Raw genomic sequence first — 16,654 nt, forward strand, 5'->3', positions numbered from 1 at the left:
TCGTTCGGCCCTCAACCGGCGCTCCGGACTACTTCAGCGCCGAAATCAGCGCCTTCAGCTCGTTTTCCACCTTCGGACGGATATCGTCGCGTTTCAGGGCGAGCGCCACATTGGCGATGATGAAGCCTTCCTTGGAGCCGCAGTCGAAGGTCTGGCCGTCAAACTTGTAGCCGTAGAAGTCCTGTTCCTTGGCGAGCGTCAGCATGCCGTCGGTAAGCTGGATCTCGTTGCCGGCCCCGCGTTCGGTCTTGCCCAGGATCGGGAAGATTTCCGGCTGGAGAATGTAGCGGCCATTGATGAAATAATTCGACGGCGCGGTGCCCTTCTCCGGCTTCTCCACCATCTCCGTGATCTTGAAACCGCTGCCCACCGCCTCGCCGACGCCGACAATGCCGTATTTATGCGCCTGTTCGGGATCGCACTCCTCGACGGAGACGACATTGCCGCCGGCGACTTCGTAGACATCCATCATGCCCTTGAGGCACGGCGTCTCGGCATCCATCACCATGTCCGGCAGGATCAGGGCGAAGGGATCCTGGCCGACGATCTCGCGCGCGCACCAGACCGCGTGGCCAAGCCCGTGCGGCTCCTGCTGGCGGGTGAAGGTGGAGGTGCCGGCGGTCGGCAGAAGGCTCGAAAGCAGGCTCAGCTCGGCATTCTTGTTGCGGGCCTTCAGAGTCGATTCCAGCTCGTACTGGATATCGAAATAATCCTCGATGACGTTCTTGTTGCGGCCGGTGACGAACACGAAATGCTCGATCCCCGCCTCGATCGCCTCATCGACCACATACTGGATGATCGGCTTATCGACGACCGGCAACATTTCCTTCGGCACCACCTTGGTGGCGGGAAGAAACCGCGTTCCGAGCCCCGCGACCGGAAGCACTGCCTTGCGAACCTTCTTATGCTGAGCCAAGCCCCTCTCCTTTATAGACAATCATCGAAAATGAATGAACTCTGGCAATATTGTTCAGGTCTAGCAAGAGACAAGGGGCAGCGCAATCAAGCCGCCGCCCCTTGGGGGAATTTATCAAAAAAGGTCGGCCCGCCAGAAGCGGACCTGCGGCATCACCGCGGCAACAGCGTCTCGCCCATCAGCGCCTCGTCGATGGCACGCGCCGCCTGGCGTCCCTCGCGGATCGCCCAGACCACCAGCGACTGGCCGCGGCGCACGTCGCCCGCCGTCCAGAACTTGTCGACCGAGGTCTTGTAGTCATCATCATTGGCGACGACGTTGACCGAACCGCGGCTGTCGGTGTTGAGGGTCAGCCGGCCTTCGAGATCGGCCAGAACGCCGCTCTTGAACGGTCCCCTGAAGCCGATCGCGATGAAGGCGAGATCGGCCTTGATGACAAATTCCGTGCCGGGGATCGGCTTGCGCTTTTCATCCACATGGCAGCATTTCACGCCGGTGAGCACGCCATCCTCACCGACAAATTCCAGCGTCGCGACCTGGAACTCGCGCACAGCACCTTCCGCCTGCGAGGACGAGGTGCGCATCTTGGTGGCCCAGAACGGCCAGACGGCGAGCTTGTCTTCCTTTTCCGGCGGCTGCGGGCGGATGTCGAGCTGGGTGACCTTGACGGCGCCCTGGCGGAAGGCGGTGCCAACGCAGTCGGACGCCGTGTCGCCGCCGCCGACGACCACGACATGCTTGCCGCCGGCGAGGATAGGTTCGGACGGCCAGCCGGTGCTTTCGATATTCTCACGGCCGACGCGGCGGTTCTGCTGCACCAGGAAGGGCATGGCGTCATGCACGCCATGCAGATCGCCGCCGCCAATGCCGGAGGCGCGCGGCGTTTCCGAGCCGCCGCAGTAGAGCACGGCGTCGTAATCGGCGAGAAGCTGGTCAACCGTTACATCGACGCCGACATTGACGCCGCAGTGAAACTCCACGCCTTCGCCGCGCATCTGTTCGACGCGGCGATCGATGAAGTTCTTCTCCATCTTGAAATCCGGAATGCCATAACGCAGTAGGCCGCCGGGCTTGGATTCGCGCTCATAGAGGTGAACCTCATGGCCGGCGCGGCCAAGCTGCTGGGCGGCCGACATGCCGGCCGGTCCGGAGCCGATGACCGCCACCTTCTTGCCGGTCTTCACCGTTGCCGGCTGCGGCACGATATAGCCCAGCTCATAGGCCTTGTCGGCAATCGCCTGCTCGACCGTCTTGATCGCAACCGGGATATCCTCGAGGTTCAGCGTGCAGGCCTCCTCGCAGGGCGCGGGGCAGACGCGGCCGGTGAATTCCGGGAAGTTGTTGGTCGAGTGCAGGTTTGCAATCGCCTCTTTCCAGTTGCCGTTATAGACCAGATCGTTCCAGTCCGGGATCTGGTTGTGGATCGGACAGCCGGTCGGACCGTGGCAATAGGGAATGCCGCAATCCATGCAGCGGGCCGCCTGCTTCTGCACCTCGGGGTCCGACATCGGGATGGTGAATTCGCGGAAATGACGGATGCGATCGGAGGCCGGCTGATACTTCGCGACCTGCCGGTCGATTTCCATGAAACCTGTAACTTTACCCATGATTTTCCCTGAATTACTCGATGACGACCGCAGTGCCGGAAACCGATACCATCAGCATGGTTCCGCGATCGGAGGTAATGTTTTCATAGTCGAGATCGACCCCGATGACGGCATTGGCGCCAAGGCGCTCCGCCTGATGTTCCATTTCCGCATAGGCGGTTTCGCGCGCCTCGCGCAGCGATGCTTCATAGGCCGCCGAGCGCCCGCCGACGATATCGCGGATACCGGCCATGAAATCCCGGAAGATGTTGGTCCCGAGAATGGTCTCGCCCGTGACAATGCCTTTATAGGCCACGATCTTGTGGCCTTCGAGCGTATTCGTGGTGGAAATCAGCATTGCGACACCTCGGTTTCAACCGGAGCCTTGCGGCTCATCCAAACTCTATTCACGTTCCCAGTTCTCGACCTTGAGGCCTGGAACCCGCTCAAATTCTCTCTCATTCGCCGTCACCAGCACCGCATCGAGCGCAAGCGCGTGGGCGGCGATCAGCATGTCCATGTCTCCGATCGGCTGGCCGATCTGTCGGAGATAATTTCTCAGTTCCGCATAGCGCAGATCGGCGGGCGCTTCCCACGGCAATATTTCAAATTGTGAGAGCACCCTTTCCATGAGCTCCGATAATTCTTTTGACCCCCGTTTCACGACACCGTAGCGGAGCTCTGCTGCCACGATAAGACTGGTCTTGAGATCTCGCTTCTCAAGGCCCACCAACCGCTGCGCGATTTTTCCGGCTGGCCTGCGGATCATGTCCGAAATGGCATTCGTATCGAAAAGGTAGCTCACTCAGGTAAATCCAGATCAACCTCGCGGGGCGGCAAGTCCTCGATTTCAGGAAGCTCCTCTCCCAAAGGAGCCTTTGATCGCAGCCACTCAATCAATTCCCGCGGCGTCATTTGCTTCTTTACCGGTTCGATCGTGATCAGGCCGCTCTCTTCCTGTCTGATGATGACCTCGTCGCCTTCCAGTTCGAATTCGCGGGGAATTCGCACGGCGCGGCTGCGGCCATTCATGAAAATGCGGGACTTTCTTTCCTTGGTGATACGGTTCGACATCTCGGCCTCCACACCTGTGATATGACAATGTCATATCACAGGCATTTCGCAGCAACAATCACTCCGCCGCCACGCCCATGCGCATGCGCTCCATCTCTTCCAGAGCGCGGCGATATTCGACAGGCATGACCTTGCGGAACATCGGGCGGTAATGCGCCCAGTCATCCAGGATCGCCTTGGCGCGGGCCGAGCCGGTGTAGAGCAGGTGGTTGGTGATCAGCCGCACGAGGCGCTCCTCGTCATGACGGGTCATGTCGCCGGACACGTCAACGCGGCCCTTGTGCATGATGTCGCCGCCATGGTGGTGGAGCTTTTCGAGCATATCGTCTTCCTCCGGAACCGGCTCCAGCATGACCATGGCCATGTTGCAGCGGTCGGCAAAGCCGCCATCCTCGTCCAGCACATAGGCGACGCCGCCGGACATGCCGGCCGCGAAGTTGCGGCCCGTCTGGCCGAGCACGACGACGATGCCGCCGGTCATGTATTCGCAGCCATGATCGCCGACGCCCTCAACGACGGCGGCGGCACCCGAGTTACGCACGGCAAAACGCTCGCCGGCAACGCCATGGAAATAGCATTCGCCCGAAGTCGCGCCGTAAAGCACGGTATTGCCGACGATGATCGATTCCTCCGGCACGATCGGCGTGTCTTCCGGCGGCCGGATGATGATCTTGCCGCCCGAAAGCCCCTTGCCGACATAGTCATTGCCGTCGCCGACGAGATCGAAGGTAACGCCGTTTGCGAGGAACGCGCCGAAGGACTGACCGGCCGTGCCCGTAAGCTTGACCGTGATCGTGTCTTCCTTCAGGCCCTTCTCGTTCCAGCGCTTGGCGACCTCGCCCGAAAGCATGGCGCCCGCCGAACGGTCGACGTTCCTGATCTCGGTCTCGATCGTGACCTTTTCCTTGTTCTCCAGCGCCGGCATCGCTTCCGCGATCAGCTTGCGGTCGAGAATGTCGTCAATCGGGTGCTTCTGGCGCTCGGTCCAGAAGGTCGCTTCCTTGGGCGCAGGCACCTTGTGGAAGATCCTCGAGAAATCGAGGCCCTTCGACTTCCAGTGCGCGATCGCCTCGTCCTTGTCGAGCAGTTCGACGGAGCCGATGACGTCGTTGAGGCTGGTGAAGCCGAGTTCGGCCAGAAGCTCGCGCAGCTCCTCGGCCACGAAGAAGAAGTAGTTGACGACGTGTTCCGGCGCGCCCTTGAAGCGCTTCCTCAGGACCGGGTCCTGGGTGGCGACGCCCACAGGGCAGGTGTTGAGATGGCACTTGCGCATCATGATGCAGCCGGCCGCGATCAGCGGCGCGGTCGAGAAGCCGAACTCGTCGGCGCCCAGCATGGCGCCGATCAGCACGTCGCGGCCGGTCTTCAGCCCGCCATCGACCTGCAGCGCGATGCGCGAGCGCAGCCCGTTCAGCACCAGCGTCTGCTGGGTTTCGGCAAGGCCGATTTCCCAGGGGCTGCCGGCATGCTTCAGCGAGGTCAGCGGCGAAGCGCCCGTGCCGCCGTCGAAGCCCGAGATCGTGATGTGGTCGGCGCGCGCCTTGGCAACGCCGGCGGCAACCGTGCCGACGCCCACTTCCGACACCAGCTTGACCGAGACATCCGACGTCGGGTTGACGTTCTTGAGGTCGTAGATCAGCTGCGCCAGATCCTCGATCGAGTAGATATCGTGGTGCGGCGGCGGCGAGATCAGACCGACGCCCGGCGTCGAGTGACGCGTCTTGGCGATGGTCGCGTCAACCTTGTGGCCGGGCAGCTGGCCGCCCTCGCCGGGCTTTGCGCCCTGCGCCACCTTGATCTGCAGCATATCGGCATTGACCAGATATTCGGCGGTGACGCCGAAACGGCCCGACGCGATCTGCTTGATCGCCGAACGCTCGCGCGGATAGGAGCCATCGGGAAGCTTCAGATAGCGATCCGATTCCTCGCCGCCCTCGCCGGTGTTCGACTTGCCGCCGATCTGGTTCATCGCAATCGCCAGCGTGGTATGGGCCTCGCGCGAGATCGAGCCGAACGACATCGCCCCGGTCGAGAACCGCTTGACGATTTCCGAAGCCGGTTCGACATTTTCAAGCGGCACCGGCTTGCGGCCGATCTCGGCGGCAGACTTGATGCGGAACAGGCCGCGGATCGTGTTCATGCGCAGCGCGGTGGCGTTTTCCATCTTCGCGAAGGCATCGTAGCGGTCACGGGCATTGCCGCGCACGGCGTGCTGCAGCTCGGCCACCGCATCCGGCGTCCAGGCATGGGCCTCGCCGCGCATGCGGTAGGCATATTCGCCGCCGATATCGAGCGTGGAGGACAGCACCGGGTCCTTGCCGAAAGCCGAGCCATGACGCGCCACGGTTTCTTCCGCAACCTCGGTCAGGCCGACGCCTTCGATCATCGAGGCGGTTCCGAAGAAGAACCGTTCGACGAATTCCGAGGACAGGCCGACGGCGTCGAAAATCTGCGCGCCGCAATAGGACTGATAGGTCGAAATCCCCATCTTCGACATGACCTTGAGCATGCCCTTGCCGACCGCCTTGATGAAGCGATAGACCACCTCGCCGGCATCGACCTCCTGCGGGAACAGGCCCTTGGCGTGCATATCGGCCAGCGTGTCGAAGGCGAGATAGGGGTTGATCGCCTCCGCGCCGTAGCCCGCGAGACAGCAGAAGTGATGAACTTCGCGCGGCTCGCCCGATTCGACCACGAGGCCGACCGAGGTGCGAAGCCCCTTGCGAATCAGGTGATGATGGACGGCCGCCGTTGCGAGCAGCGCGGGAATCGCGATCCGGTCCGGGCCGATCTGGCGGTCGGACAGCACGATGATGTTGTAGCCGCCGCGCACGGCGGCTTCCGCGCGCTCGCACAGTCGGTCGATCATCGCCGGCATGCCTTCGGCGCCCTGTTCGACGCCATAGGTGATGTCGAGCGTCTTGGTGTCGAACCGGTCCTCGGTGTGACCGATGGAGCGGATCTTCTCCAGATCGCCATTGGTCAGGATCGGCTGGCGTACTTCCAGACGCTTTTCGCGGGACGCGCCCTCGTGATCGAGAATGTTCGGGCGCGGGCCGATGAACGAGACCAGGCTCATCACCAGTTCCTCGCGGATCGGGTCGATCGGCGGGTTGGTGACCTGAGCGAAGTTCTGCTTGAAATAGGTATAGAGCAGCTTGGCCTTGTCCGACATCGCCGAGATCGGCGTGTCGGTGCCCATCGAGCCGATCGCTTCCTGACCGGTGGTTGCCATCGGCGACATCAGGATCTTGGTGTCTTCCTGCGTGTAGCCGAAGGCCTGCTGGCGATCGAGCAGCGACACGTCGCGGCGGAGCGCCCGGGGCTCCACCGGGTTCAGGTCTTCCAGGATCAGCTGGGTGCGGCCGAGCCAGTCCTGATAGGGATGCATGCCGGCAAGCTCGGACTTGATCTCCTCGTCGGAGATGATCCGGCCCTTGTCCATGTCGATCAACAGCATTTTGCCGGGCTGGAGGCGCCACTTGGCAACGATGTTTTCCTCTTCCACCGGCAGGACGCCCGCTTCCGAGGCCATGATGATCCGGTCGTCCTTGGTGATCAGATAGCGGGCCGGACGCAGGCCGTTACGGTCGAGCGTCGCGCCGATCTGACGGCCATCGGTGAAGGCGACGGCGGCGGGGCCGTCCCACGGCTCCATCAGCGAGGCGTGGTATTCGTAGAACGCCTTGCGTTCCGGGCTCATCGACAGGTTGCCGGCCCAGGCTTCCGGGATCAGCATCATCACGGCATGCGCCATGGAATAGCCGCCCTGCACCAGGAATTCGAGCGCATTGTCGAAACAGGCGGTATCGGACTGGCCCTCATAGGAGATCGGCCACAGCTTGGAGATATCCTCGCCGAAGAGCGGCGAGGACACCGACGCCTGACGGGCGGCCATCCAGTTCACATTGCCGCGCAGCGTGTTGATCTCGCCGTTATGGGCGACCATGCGGTACGGATGCGACAGCTTCCACGACGGGAAGGTGTTGGTCGAAAACCGCTGATGCACGAGTGCGACGGCCGATTCGAACCGCGGATCAGAGAGATCCTTGTAATAGGCCCCGACCTGATAGGCGAGGAACATGCCCTTGTAGACGATGGTCGAGGACGACATCGACACGGCATAGAAATCCTCGGTTGCCTCCGGGCTTTCGGAGAAGATCGTGTTTGAAATCACCTTGCGCAGCACGAACAGGCGGCGCTCGAACTCCTGCTGCGAATGGGCGCGCTGGCCGGCGCCGATGAACACCTGCAGGTGATAGGGCTCGGTCGCGGCGATATCGGGGGCCTTCGACAGCGAGGAATTGTCGACCGGCACTTCGCGGAAGCCGAGGAAAGTCTGCCCCTCGTCGACGATCACCTTCTCGATGATCGCCTTGTAATGGGCAATCCGGGCCTCGTCGCGCGGCATGAAGAAATAGCCGACGGCATATTCGCCGACCTTCGGCAGGGTGACGCCTTCCTTGGCCATCTCCTCGCGGAAGAAGCGGTCGGGGATCTGCATCAGCATGCCGGCGCCATCGCCCATCAGCGGATCGGCGCCGACAGCGCCGCGATGGGTGAGGTTTTCCAGGATGAACAACCCGTCGCGCACGATCTGGTGCGACTTCTCGCCCTTCATATGGGCGATGAAGCCGACGCCGCAGGCATCGTGTTCGTTGCGGGGATCGTAAAGACCCTGACGTTTGGGGCGACGACCGGTAGCTGCTTTGGCTTCGGTCGCCACGGAGGCAAGCTCAGTGACCGGTGCACCATCAAGCGCTATGGGCGTCATCTTCGTCATTCAAGATCTCCTAAAATCCTGCCGGATGCAGGCGAAGCCGGGGCACACAGGCGAGCCGGGACGAACGTCCCTCTCCGGCCTGCCATCAATTTCACTTAAGTCCGAAGCGGAAACCATGAACAACCGTCATGGAAAACCGACCGGCCGTGTCCTGACTGATAAGACGCGGAAGCTTTCCGTCGTCCGAAAGGGCCATTATAAACCCAAAGCGGTATGACGTCAGCCCCTCGGCAGCAATCGTGCCAGACACAAAAATAGGACAGCATAACTGTCCTATCTGCCCTTCATGCCAGAAACAACATAAACTGGCAAGCAAAATCACAACGCCGGGCCCGCCGAGGCGAGCAAAAATTACCCAAAGCCTGCCGCCAGCGCAATAAAGTTACGCCAACCGGTCAACATTCGTAATTCGTGAAAGAAAGAGGCCATTTTCGGGCAGAATCCACGCCTGTCGCCCGCAAACGCGCAATCTTTCCATCGCCATTGGCCCGGCCGGCTTTCGCCGCTACAAAGCCGGTGCTATTCCCCGGTAACCGCGGCATCCCGCAATTGGAGGTCCTCCGCCATGTTCTTTGCTTCCGACAACTGGTCCGGCGCCCACCCCGCCATTGGCGCGGCGCTGATGCGCGAACAGTCCGGCTACGCCAATGCCTATGGCACCAGCGCGCTCGACCGCAAGATCGAGGCGAAGTTCAACGACGTGTTCGAGCGCGAGGTCGCGGTGTTCTTCGTCGGCACCGGCACGGCGGCGAATTCCCTGGCGCTTTCCTCCGTCGGGCGGCCGGGCGGCGTGGTGTTCTGCCACAAGGATGCGCACATCGCCAATGACGAGGGCGGCGCGCCGGAATATTTCACCGGCGGCGGCAGGTTGGCGACGGTTTCGGGCGAAAACGGCAGGATGAACCCGGCAGCGCTCCGGCGGATGATCGGCCGCTTCCCGGCCGATTTCATCCATCACGGCCAGCCGATGGCGGTGTCGCTGACCCAGTCCACCGAGGTCGGCACGGTCTATGCGCTGGACGAGATCGACGCGATCACCGCCGAGGCGAAGGCGCATGGCCTGCCGGTCCACATGGACGGCGCGCGCTTTGCCAATGCGCTGGCTGCCCTTGACGTCACGCCCGCCGAGATGACGTGGAAGCGCGGCGTCGACATCCTCTCCTTCGGCGGCACCAAGAATGGCTGCTGGTGCGCCGAGGCGATCGTGTTCATGAATCCCCACCAGGCCCGCGACATGCCGTTCATCCGCAAGCGCGCCGCCCATCTGTTTTCCAAGACCCGCTTCATCTCCGCCCAGTTCGACGCCTATCTCGAAGACGGGCTCTGGCTTGAACTCGCCCGCCATTCCAACGCCATGGCCGAGCGGATGCGTCAGGCCTTCCGCGCGGCAAAGACCGCCCGGCTTGCCTGGGAGACCGCCACCAACGAGGTGTTCATTATCCTGCCGGAGGAAGCGGCGGACGCCGCCCGCAAGGCCAGCGCCCAGTTCCACAACTGGCCGACGCCCGCCGACCAGCCGGACCTCATCGGCGAAGGCGAGGCCCTGATCCGCTGCGTCACCAGCTTTTCAACCGAGGAGCAGGAAATCGACCGTTTCGTGTCGTTTCTGTAGAACGGGTCCCGGTTCGCACCGGCCTGTCTCGACCTCCCGTTCAAGGTAGTCACGCCGCTATCACGGACCGGTCATCCGCCGTGACGAATGAATGACGCGCCATTGATTTCCAGTTGAAGCGCCTCTTTGCCACACTTCATCACGCAAGGCCGACCTTGCTTACAACCGATGAAGAGGAGAGCTTCATGTCCAAGACTTCAAAATTCAGCGCGGCAACACTTGCCGGCGCACTCGCCGTCGCCGCCGGCACGATTGCCGCCACCACACCCGCGCAGGCCGCCAACGTCAAATGCTACGGCGTTGCCATGGCCGGCCAGAACGATTGCGCCGCCGGCCCCGGCACGACCTGCGCCGGCACCTCCAAGGTCGATTACCAGGGCAATGCCTGGAAATATGTCGAGGAGGGCACCTGCACCGAGATGATGCTGCCGGGCGACCGGATGGGCTCGCTGGAAGCGCTCGACCGCGACCTGCCGGCCATGTGAGCCCCGCCGCCGGCGTCCCCCGCGCCGGCGGTCTTTTTCCCGGAGGCGACGATGAACGCGATACCCAGAAAGTTCGAAAATCATGGCGCCATTCCCGCCCGCGCCGGCGCCGGCTTCAAGACCGCCCATGCCGATGCCATCCTCGAAGACGGCTATCGCATCGGCTTTCTCGAAGTGCATGCGGAAAACTATATGGGCGCAGGCGGCCATCCGCATCGCATGCTGACCCGCATGCGCGCCGATTTTCCGCTGTCGATCCACGGCGTCGGAATGTCGATCGGCGCCCCCGGCGGGCTCGATCGGGCGCATCTGGCCCGGCTGAAACGGGTGGTGGAGCGCTACGAGCCCGGCCTCGTGTCCGAGCATCTCGCATGGTCCACCCATGAGAGCGCCTATTACAACGACCTGCTGCCGCTACCCTATACCGAGGAAACGCTGGCGCTGGTCGCCGACCATGTCGATTCGGTACAGACCGCCATCGGTCGGAAGATCCTGCTCGAAAACCCCTCCACCTATGTCGCCTTTGCCGAGAGCGCGATCCCCGAGACCGAATTCCTCGACGAGATCGCCCGGCGCACCGGCTGCGGCCTGCTGCTCGACGTCAACAACGTGCACGTTTCCGCCATCAACAACGGCTACGACGCGATCGCCTACCTGAAGGCCTATCCGCTGGAACGCGTCGGGGAGATCCATCTCGCCGGCCATGCCGAGGACAGCGACGACAACGGCGCGCCCCTTCTGATCGACGCCCATGACCGGCCGGTCGCCGATGCCGTTTGGGGGCTTTATGAATTTGTTCTGAAACAGGCCGGCCCGCTGCCGACGCTGATCGAATGGGACAATGACGTGCCCGACTGGCCGGTGCTGAAGCGCGAGGCGATGATCGCCGACGCAATGCTCGCCGACCATGCCGGCCGTTCCCTGCTGGGGGCCCGCCATGGCTGAGCCGGCAAAGACGCAAGCCATGGCGGCCGGCTTTCCGGCGTTCGCCGCAAGCCTGATGCGGCCCGATGCCGCTGTGCCGGACGGCGTGATCAACCCGCTCGGCGGGCTAGCCGACAGGCGCTACGCGGTCTACCGCAACAATGTGGCGATGAGCCTGAAGGGCGCGCTTGGCGATATCTTTCCGGTGACGCGGCAGGTCGCCGGTCCGCGCTTCTTCGATGCGATGGCGCTCGAATTTCTGGCGGAAAACCCGCCGCGCTCGCCGATTCTTGCCGAATATGGCCGCGACTTTCCGTGTTTCGTGGCCGGGTTCGCGCCGGCGCGCAAACTGTTCTTCCTGCCCGACGTCGCAAGGCTGGAGCGAGCCTGGCTCGACGCCTATCACGCCGCCGACTGTCCGCCGCTTGCGCCCGAAACGCTGCTAACCCGCGATCCGGAGGCGTTGATGGCGATGCAGCTTTCGCCCCATCCCGCCGCCCGGCTTCTGGAGCTCGGCTCCGCCGCGGCCAGCATCTTTCTCAGAACAAAGGCCGGAGAGAGCCTGAAGGGCCTCGACCCCTCGCCTGCCGAAATCGCCTTGATCACCCGCCCGCATTACGACGTCGCGGTCCACCGCGTCACACCCGGCGATGCCGCCTTCGTGAAGGCGCTGTTTGAGGGCGAGGCGATCGGCGAGGCCGCAGAGCGCGCAGCCGAGGCCGATGCCGGCTTCGATCTTCCATCAGCCTTTACGCTGGCGTTCACCGCCGGCGCATTCGCCGCGATAAGCCCGGAGGATGCCCCCAAATGAACCTGCCCCATCGCCTTTGCGGGCTTTATAGCGCCGCCGGAAACGCCGTCGAGCAGTCTCTGGCCTTCTGGCTACCCGGATTGCTCGCCCGCTTCGTCTTCGCCGCCACGCTCTGGTTCTATTTCCTGAATTCGGCGCTGACCAAGGTCGAGCCCGGCCTTGCCGGCTTCTTCATGGTGCGTGACAGCGCCTATTACCAGATCGCGCTGCCCGCCGTGGAAGCCGCCGGCGGCGACATTTCCCAGGTGCCGTTCTTCTGGCATCTGGTGGTCTATCTCGGCACCTATGCCGAATTCCTGCTGCCGCTGATGGTGGTGCTCGGCGTGCTGACAAGGCTTTCGGCGCTCGGCATGATGGTCTTCATCGCCGTCCAGACCGTGGTGGACGTCACCGTCCATCAGGTCGGGCCGGAGACCATCGGCGCGCTGTTCGACCGCTTCCCCGACGCCGTGATCCTGGACCAGCGCCTGCTGTGGCTGTTTCCGCTCGCCTATCTCATCATCCACGGACCCGGCCTTATCTCGGTGGACGGCTTGGCGGGCCGCGTCCTTTGCAGGAGATAGACACAAAAACGGCGCCCCTCGTGTGAGGAGCGCCGCCCGTTCATCTCAACCGCGCTGATCAGGCCGCGGTTTTCTCACTGTTCTTGCCGACATCGGCAGAGATCATCCTGGTCTGGTCGCCATCGCGGGTTTCGATCGCGATCCGGCGCGGCTTCATGGCTTCGGGGATGTTGCGAAGAAGCTCTACGTGCAGAATGCCGTTCTTCAGGCTGGCGCCGCGCACTTCCATGTGGTCGGCAAGCTGGAACCGGCGTTCAAAGGCGCGCTTGGCAATGCCGCGATAGAGATATTCGCGACCGTCATTGGCTTCTTCCTCGGCCTTTTCGCCACGCACCGTCAGCACGTTGGCATGGGCTTCGATCGAAAGCTCGTTTTCGCCGAAACCGGCAACGGCCATGGTGATCTGGTAATCGTTTTCGCCAGTGCGCTCGATATTGTAGGGCGGATAGGTGGGGGCCTGTTCAGGCTGGCCTACGGTATCAAGCAGGTTGAAAAGCCTGTCGAAACCGACAGTGGAACGATAAAGGGGCGAAAAATCGACGTTACGCATGGTGTCCTCCTTTGAGCGACGAGTTTGCGATTTATTCCCGGCAATCCCGAGACCGGCGATTGCTGGGAACGGTTACGGACCCGAGCTTCGGCGTCCGATGGAATTTATCTGGGATTTTGCCGATATTTTTTCAAGAGTTTCGCCGCCCGCAAACGCAACGCAACTCCAAACACGCTATCCGCGATTGCAGATAACGCCAACTCGCCTTATGGATGAACGGGAAATGAATGCCGTATTGCAGCTCCGTTCAGGGGAAATGGGGCATTCATTTCCTCGCCGGGAACTACGGCGCACCCGTCCCGGCACCGTTGTCGCTCTTGACCCAGCGGCGGCGGGGAACCTTGGCCGGAACCGAGCCGCTTTTACCCCTGTTCAAGCGGCGGGTTCCGGTCCTTTTTTTGCCGTGAATCCGGCATTCAGGGCCGGTATTCAGGCGTTGAGCACCGCAAGCGCCGCCGCGTGCAGCGCCGGCGTTGCCGCCGCGACGATGTCGCCGCCATCTTCCGCCCGACCGCCCTCAACCGTCGTGACCACGCCGCCCGCCTGCTCGATGATCGGGATCAGGGCCCCGATGTCATAAGGCTTGAGGTCGCTTTCCACCACCAAATCGACGAAACCCGCCGCCAGAAGGCAATAGGCATAACAATCCGTGCCGTAGCGGGCGAGACGCGCGCGCGCCTCGAGCCGGTCGTAGCCTGCCTGAAGGTGTTCGGCGATGATGCGCGGCGAGGTGGTGAACATCACCGCGTCTTCAAGCGTCTCGCATCGCCGCGTCTTCAGAACGCGCGGCCCGCCCGGGCCGGCATAATGGCTCTGCCCGCCATCGGCGAAATAGCGCTCGCCGGTAAACGGCTGGTCCATCAGGCCCATCAGCGCCCGGCCATTGCGGTAAAAGCCCACCAGCGTCCCCCAGACCGGCACGCCGGAGATAAAGGCCCGCGTTCCGTCGATCGGATCGATGACCCAGACATGTTCACGCTCCAGCCCCTGACCGCCATGCTCCTCGCCGAGAATGCCGTGATCGGGATAATGCTCGCCGATCAGCGCCCGGATCGCCTGTTCGGCCGCCCGGTCGCCTTCGGTCACAGGATCGAAACCGCCGGCCAGCTTGTTGTCGATATCGAGCCCGGAGCGAAACCGCGGCAGGGTCTCGGCGGCGGCGGCGGCGGCGAGCGTCTCGAAGAATTTGCGGTCGGGCAGCATGTCATGTCCTTGGTTCGGTATTGGTCGGCATTGACGCGTATCGCGCGATTTTGCCCGGCTCGCCACAGCCTGATGGAAAGAAAATGGATATGGATCGGGAAAACGGCTTTGCCGGGAAGAAAACCCGCGTAAAAAATAGGCTCTACGCGTAAAAATTAGACATTGGTCGATGATGCGCAAATATCAGGCAAATTTGCTTGACAGTCATCAACCCGTCATCTAAGGTTCAATTACAGTCTTTCGACTGTGAATACCCTCCTTGGGTGTTTCCTCCCTAGACTTAACCGCGCCACAAGCGCGGTTTTTTTTGACAGGCTCATTCCGCCGCAAGGCCGGGCGCCTCCCCCTCCGCCATCAAAAACGCCGCGAACTCGCCGATGAACAGGTTGATCGCCTGCTTGACCGCGACGAATTCCGGCTTCTTCTGCAGGCTCGCCTCATCGGCGTAGAGCCGGCGCGAGACCTCGATCTGCAGCGCATGGCAATCGGCCGCCGGGCGTCCGTAATGCTCGGTGATGAAGCCGCCGGCATAGGGCTTGTTGTAGGCCGTGGAAAAACCCATACCTTCCAGGATCGAGATCGCGGCATAGGCGATCGCCGCCGAGGCGCTGGTGCCGTAGCGGTCGCCGATGATGAAATCCGGCCGCCGGCGATGCCCGCCGACCGACACCGTTCCGGGCATCGAATGGCAGTCGATCAGCACCGCGCGGCCGAAATTGCGCCGCGTCTCCTGCAACAGCGCCTTGAGGCTCTGGTGATAGGGCCGGTAGATCCACTCGATGCGCGACAGCCCCTCCGCCACGTCGAGCGGCGCGTCATAGATCGGCATGTTCTCCGCCACGATCTTCGGTATGGTGCCGAGCCCGCCGATAACCCGCGGCGAAACCGCATTGACATGGGCGGGCAGGGCTGCGGAGAACATCCGCGGATCGAGCTCGAACGGCTCGCGATTGACATCGAGGAAGGCGCGCGGAAAGAACGCCCGCTGCAACGGCGCGCCGAAAGCGGGCGCGGCCGAAAACAGCTCGTCAACGTAAAGATCCTCGGACCGGCGGATCTGCTGCGCATCAAGCCGCGAGGCGGCGAGGAATTCGCTTGTATAGACCCGGCCCGAATGCGGCGAGTTGAAGACCAGCGGCAGCGTCTGCTCCTCGGGGCGGATCACCTCGAAGAACACGTTCCGGCCTTCGCCGTCCTCCCGCCCTTCCTGTCTGCTGCCTTCTGTCACCCGTGCTCCTTCGGTGCCTCGATGCATGAAATCTAGAGCATCGGGCGAAAAAGTGGAATCCGGTTTTTCGACAACCCGATGCGGCAAAACAAAGAACCAGATCATCGGCGGTTCACATGAACCGCCGATGATCTGGGACGCGCGGCCCCTCCTGCCAAGCCGCCCTGCCCGCGCTTCAAAACTTTGGGGCCGTATTTATTGCTTGTTTACGACAGAGGGTCTATCAGACCGTTAATATGCGCCGATGTGGTTGAGCTGATGCTGATGAAAATCCTGCTTGCGGAAGATGACGATGACATGCGCCGGTTTTTGGTGAAGGCGCTGGAAAAGGCGGGCTATCAGGTCGCCGCCTTCGACAATGGCGCAAGCGCCTATGACCGGCTGCGCGAGGAGCCGTTCTCGCTGCTTCTGACCGACATCGTGATGCCGGAAATGGACGGGATCGAACTGGCGCGCCGCGCCACCGAACTTGACCCCGATCTCAAGGTGATCTTCATCACCGGTTTCGCCGCCGTGGCGCTGAATGCCGATTCGCAGGCCCCGAAGGATGCCAAGGTGCTTTCCAAGCCGTTCCACCTGCGCGATCTGGTCGATGAAGTCGAAAAGGTGCTGGCCGCCTGAAAGGCCCGCAGCCCCCGGTCAAAAAAGCTTCAGAAATAAGTTGACGCCGCCGCCAAAGTTTGGAATACACCGCGCCACGGATGGGCGTGTAGCTCAGCGGGAGAGCACTACGTTGACATCGTAGGGGTCACAAGTTCGATCCTTGTCACGCCCACCATCCCATTCTCGAAATTTGAAGGGCTTTCGCAATGCGGAAGCCTTTTCGCGTTCTGGACGCCCGGTCCAGTCGAGCAAACCCACCTCTCCTTAGCCGCATTTCGCGCATTTCAGGCGATTCCCTCTAACTTCAAAATGCTGT

15 protein-coding genes and 1 tRNA gene are annotated in these 16,654 nt (G+C 62.4%); 7 read left to right on the top strand and 9 right to left on the bottom strand.

Annotated features, from left to right (window positions below):
- Positions 1 to 28 precede the first annotated feature (28 nt).
- From galU to gltB, 6 genes are all read right to left on the bottom strand, one after another.
- Positions 29 to 916 (bottom strand): UTP--glucose-1-phosphate uridylyltransferase GalU, encoded by an 888-nt coding sequence (gene galU, locus V6767_RS16515; protein WP_448430612.1) that lies wholly within the window; start codon positions 914 to 916, stop codon positions 29 to 31.
- Between the two features lie 152 nt (positions 917 to 1,068).
- Positions 1,069 to 2,523 (bottom strand): glutamate synthase subunit beta, encoded by a 1,455-nt coding sequence (locus V6767_RS16520; protein WP_448474471.1) that lies wholly within the window; start codon positions 2,521 to 2,523, stop codon positions 1,069 to 1,071.
- Between the two features lie 13 nt (positions 2,524 to 2,536).
- Positions 2,537 to 2,860, bottom strand: a complete 324-nt coding sequence (locus tag V6767_RS16525; protein ID WP_018064849.1) for a heavy metal-binding domain-containing protein — start codon at positions 2,858 to 2,860, stop codon at positions 2,537 to 2,539.
- Between the two features lie 45 nt (positions 2,861 to 2,905).
- Positions 2,906 to 3,307: a PIN domain-containing protein gene (locus V6767_RS16530; protein ID WP_448474472.1), complete on the bottom strand. Its 402-nt coding sequence runs from the start codon at positions 3,305 to 3,307 to the stop codon at positions 2,906 to 2,908.
- A complete protein-coding gene (locus tag V6767_RS16535; protein WP_448474473.1) occupies positions 3,304 to 3,576 on the bottom strand; it encodes an antitoxin in 273 nt (90 codons plus the stop codon). The genes V6767_RS16530 and V6767_RS16535 overlap by 4 nt, the downstream gene beginning before the upstream one ends.
- 58 nt (positions 3,577 to 3,634) lie before the next feature.
- Entirely contained in the window at positions 3,635 to 8,359 is a 4,725-nt protein-coding gene (gene gltB / locus V6767_RS16540) for a glutamate synthase large subunit (protein WP_448474474.1), read from the bottom strand.
- Positions 8,360 to 8,924: 565 nt separating this feature from the next.
- On the opposite strand from gltB, the gene V6767_RS16545 reads away from it, so the two are divergent.
- The 5 genes from V6767_RS16545 to V6767_RS16565 all read left to right on the top strand — a co-directional run bounded on the left by V6767_RS16545 (position 8,925) and on the right by V6767_RS16565 (position 12,754).
- A complete protein-coding gene (locus V6767_RS16545) occupies positions 8,925 to 9,971 on the top strand; it encodes a threonine aldolase family protein (protein WP_448474475.1) in 1,047 nt (348 codons plus the stop codon).
- 185 nt (positions 9,972 to 10,156) lie between these two features.
- On the top strand, positions 10,157 to 10,456 hold the full coding sequence (locus V6767_RS16550; protein ID WP_347444051.1) for a BufA1 family periplasmic bufferin-type metallophore: 300 nt from the start codon (positions 10,157 to 10,159) through the stop codon (positions 10,454 to 10,456).
- A 51-nt stretch (positions 10,457 to 10,507) separates the two neighbouring features.
- Positions 10,508 to 11,401, top strand: coding sequence for an MNIO family bufferin maturase (gene bufB / locus V6767_RS16555; protein ID WP_448474476.1), 894 nt, complete (start codon positions 10,508 to 10,510; stop codon positions 11,399 to 11,401).
- The gene (locus V6767_RS16560; protein WP_448474477.1) at positions 11,394 to 12,191 is read left to right on the top strand and encodes an HvfC/BufC family peptide modification chaperone; all 798 of its coding nucleotides are present in this window, start codon (positions 11,394 to 11,396) and stop codon (positions 12,189 to 12,191) included. Before bufB ends, V6767_RS16560 begins: the two co-directional genes overlap by 8 nt.
- Positions 12,188 to 12,754 carry a DoxX family protein gene (locus tag V6767_RS16565; protein ID WP_448474478.1) on the top strand — a complete coding sequence of 189 codons (567 nt, stop codon included), beginning with the start codon at positions 12,188 to 12,190 and terminating at the stop codon, positions 12,752 to 12,754. Before V6767_RS16560 ends, V6767_RS16565 begins: the two co-directional genes overlap by 4 nt.
- Positions 12,755 to 12,812: 58 nt before the next feature.
- Here V6767_RS16565 and V6767_RS16570 read toward each other — a convergent pair whose 3' ends face one another.
- The 3 genes from V6767_RS16570 to V6767_RS16580 form a co-directional block, all read right to left on the bottom strand.
- A complete protein-coding gene (locus V6767_RS16570) occupies positions 12,813 to 13,304 on the bottom strand; it encodes an Hsp20 family protein (RefSeq protein ID WP_230720167.1) in 492 nt (163 codons plus the stop codon).
- 429 nt (positions 13,305 to 13,733) lie between these two features.
- Complete coding sequence (hisN, locus tag V6767_RS16575; RefSeq protein WP_448474479.1) at positions 13,734 to 14,507, bottom strand: histidinol-phosphatase; 774 nt, start codon at positions 14,505 to 14,507, stop codon at positions 13,734 to 13,736.
- Positions 14,508 to 14,823: 316 nt separating this feature from the next.
- The gene (locus V6767_RS16580) at positions 14,824 to 15,735 is read right to left on the bottom strand and encodes an N-formylglutamate amidohydrolase (RefSeq protein ID WP_448474480.1); all 912 of its coding nucleotides are present in this window, start codon (positions 15,733 to 15,735) and stop codon (positions 14,824 to 14,826) included.
- A gap of 258 nt (positions 15,736 to 15,993) precedes the next feature.
- Here V6767_RS16580 and cpdR point away from each other — a divergent pair, with 258 nt between their 5' ends.
- Both cpdR and V6767_RS16590 read left to right on the top strand, forming a co-directional pair.
- Positions 15,994 to 16,356 (top strand): cell cycle two-component system response regulator CpdR, encoded by a 363-nt coding sequence (gene cpdR / locus V6767_RS16585; protein ID WP_018064862.1) that lies wholly within the window; start codon positions 15,994 to 15,996, stop codon positions 16,354 to 16,356.
- Between the two features lie 82 nt (positions 16,357 to 16,438).
- A tRNA-Val gene (locus V6767_RS16590) sits at positions 16,439 to 16,513 on the top strand.
- Positions 16,514 to 16,654: the final 141 nt, after the last annotated feature.

The organism is Martelella sp. FLE1502 (assembly GCF_053484255.1).

Bases quoted from the DNA above. Each gene is read 5' to 3' on its own strand.
- V6767_RS16560 (WP_448474477.1), top strand. From the start codon at position 11,394: ATGGCTGAGCCGGCAAAGACGCAAGCCATGGCGGCCGGCTTTCCGGCG.
- V6767_RS16550 (WP_347444051.1), top strand. From the start codon at position 10,157: ATGTCCAAGACTTCAAAATTCAGCGCGGCAACACTTGCCGGCGCACTC.
- cpdR (WP_018064862.1), top strand. From the start codon at position 15,994: ATGCTGATGAAAATCCTGCTTGCGGAAGATGACGATGACATGCGCCGG.
- hisN (WP_448474479.1), bottom strand. From the start codon at position 14,507: ATGCTGCCCGACCGCAAATTCTTCGAGACGCTCGCCGCCGCCGCCGCC.
- V6767_RS16520 (WP_448474471.1), bottom strand. From the start codon at position 2,523: ATGGGTAAAGTTACAGGTTTCATGGAAATCGACCGGCAGGTCGCGAAG.
- V6767_RS16535 (WP_448474473.1), bottom strand. From the start codon at position 3,576: ATGTCGAACCGTATCACCAAGGAAAGAAAGTCCCGCATTTTCATGAAT.
- bufB (WP_448474476.1), top strand. From the start codon at position 10,508: ATGAACGCGATACCCAGAAAGTTCGAAAATCATGGCGCCATTCCCGCC.
- V6767_RS16570 (WP_230720167.1), bottom strand. From the start codon at position 13,304: ATGCGTAACGTCGATTTTTCGCCCCTTTATCGTTCCACTGTCGGTTTC.
- V6767_RS16545 (WP_448474475.1), top strand. From the start codon at position 8,925: ATGTTCTTTGCTTCCGACAACTGGTCCGGCGCCCACCCCGCCATTGGC.
- V6767_RS16565 (WP_448474478.1), top strand. From the start codon at position 12,188: ATGAACCTGCCCCATCGCCTTTGCGGGCTTTATAGCGCCGCCGGAAAC.
- gltB (WP_448474474.1), bottom strand. From the start codon at position 8,359: ATGACGAAGATGACGCCCATAGCGCTTGATGGTGCACCGGTCACTGAG.
- V6767_RS16525 (WP_018064849.1), bottom strand. From the start codon at position 2,860: ATGCTGATTTCCACCACGAATACGCTCGAAGGCCACAAGATCGTGGCC.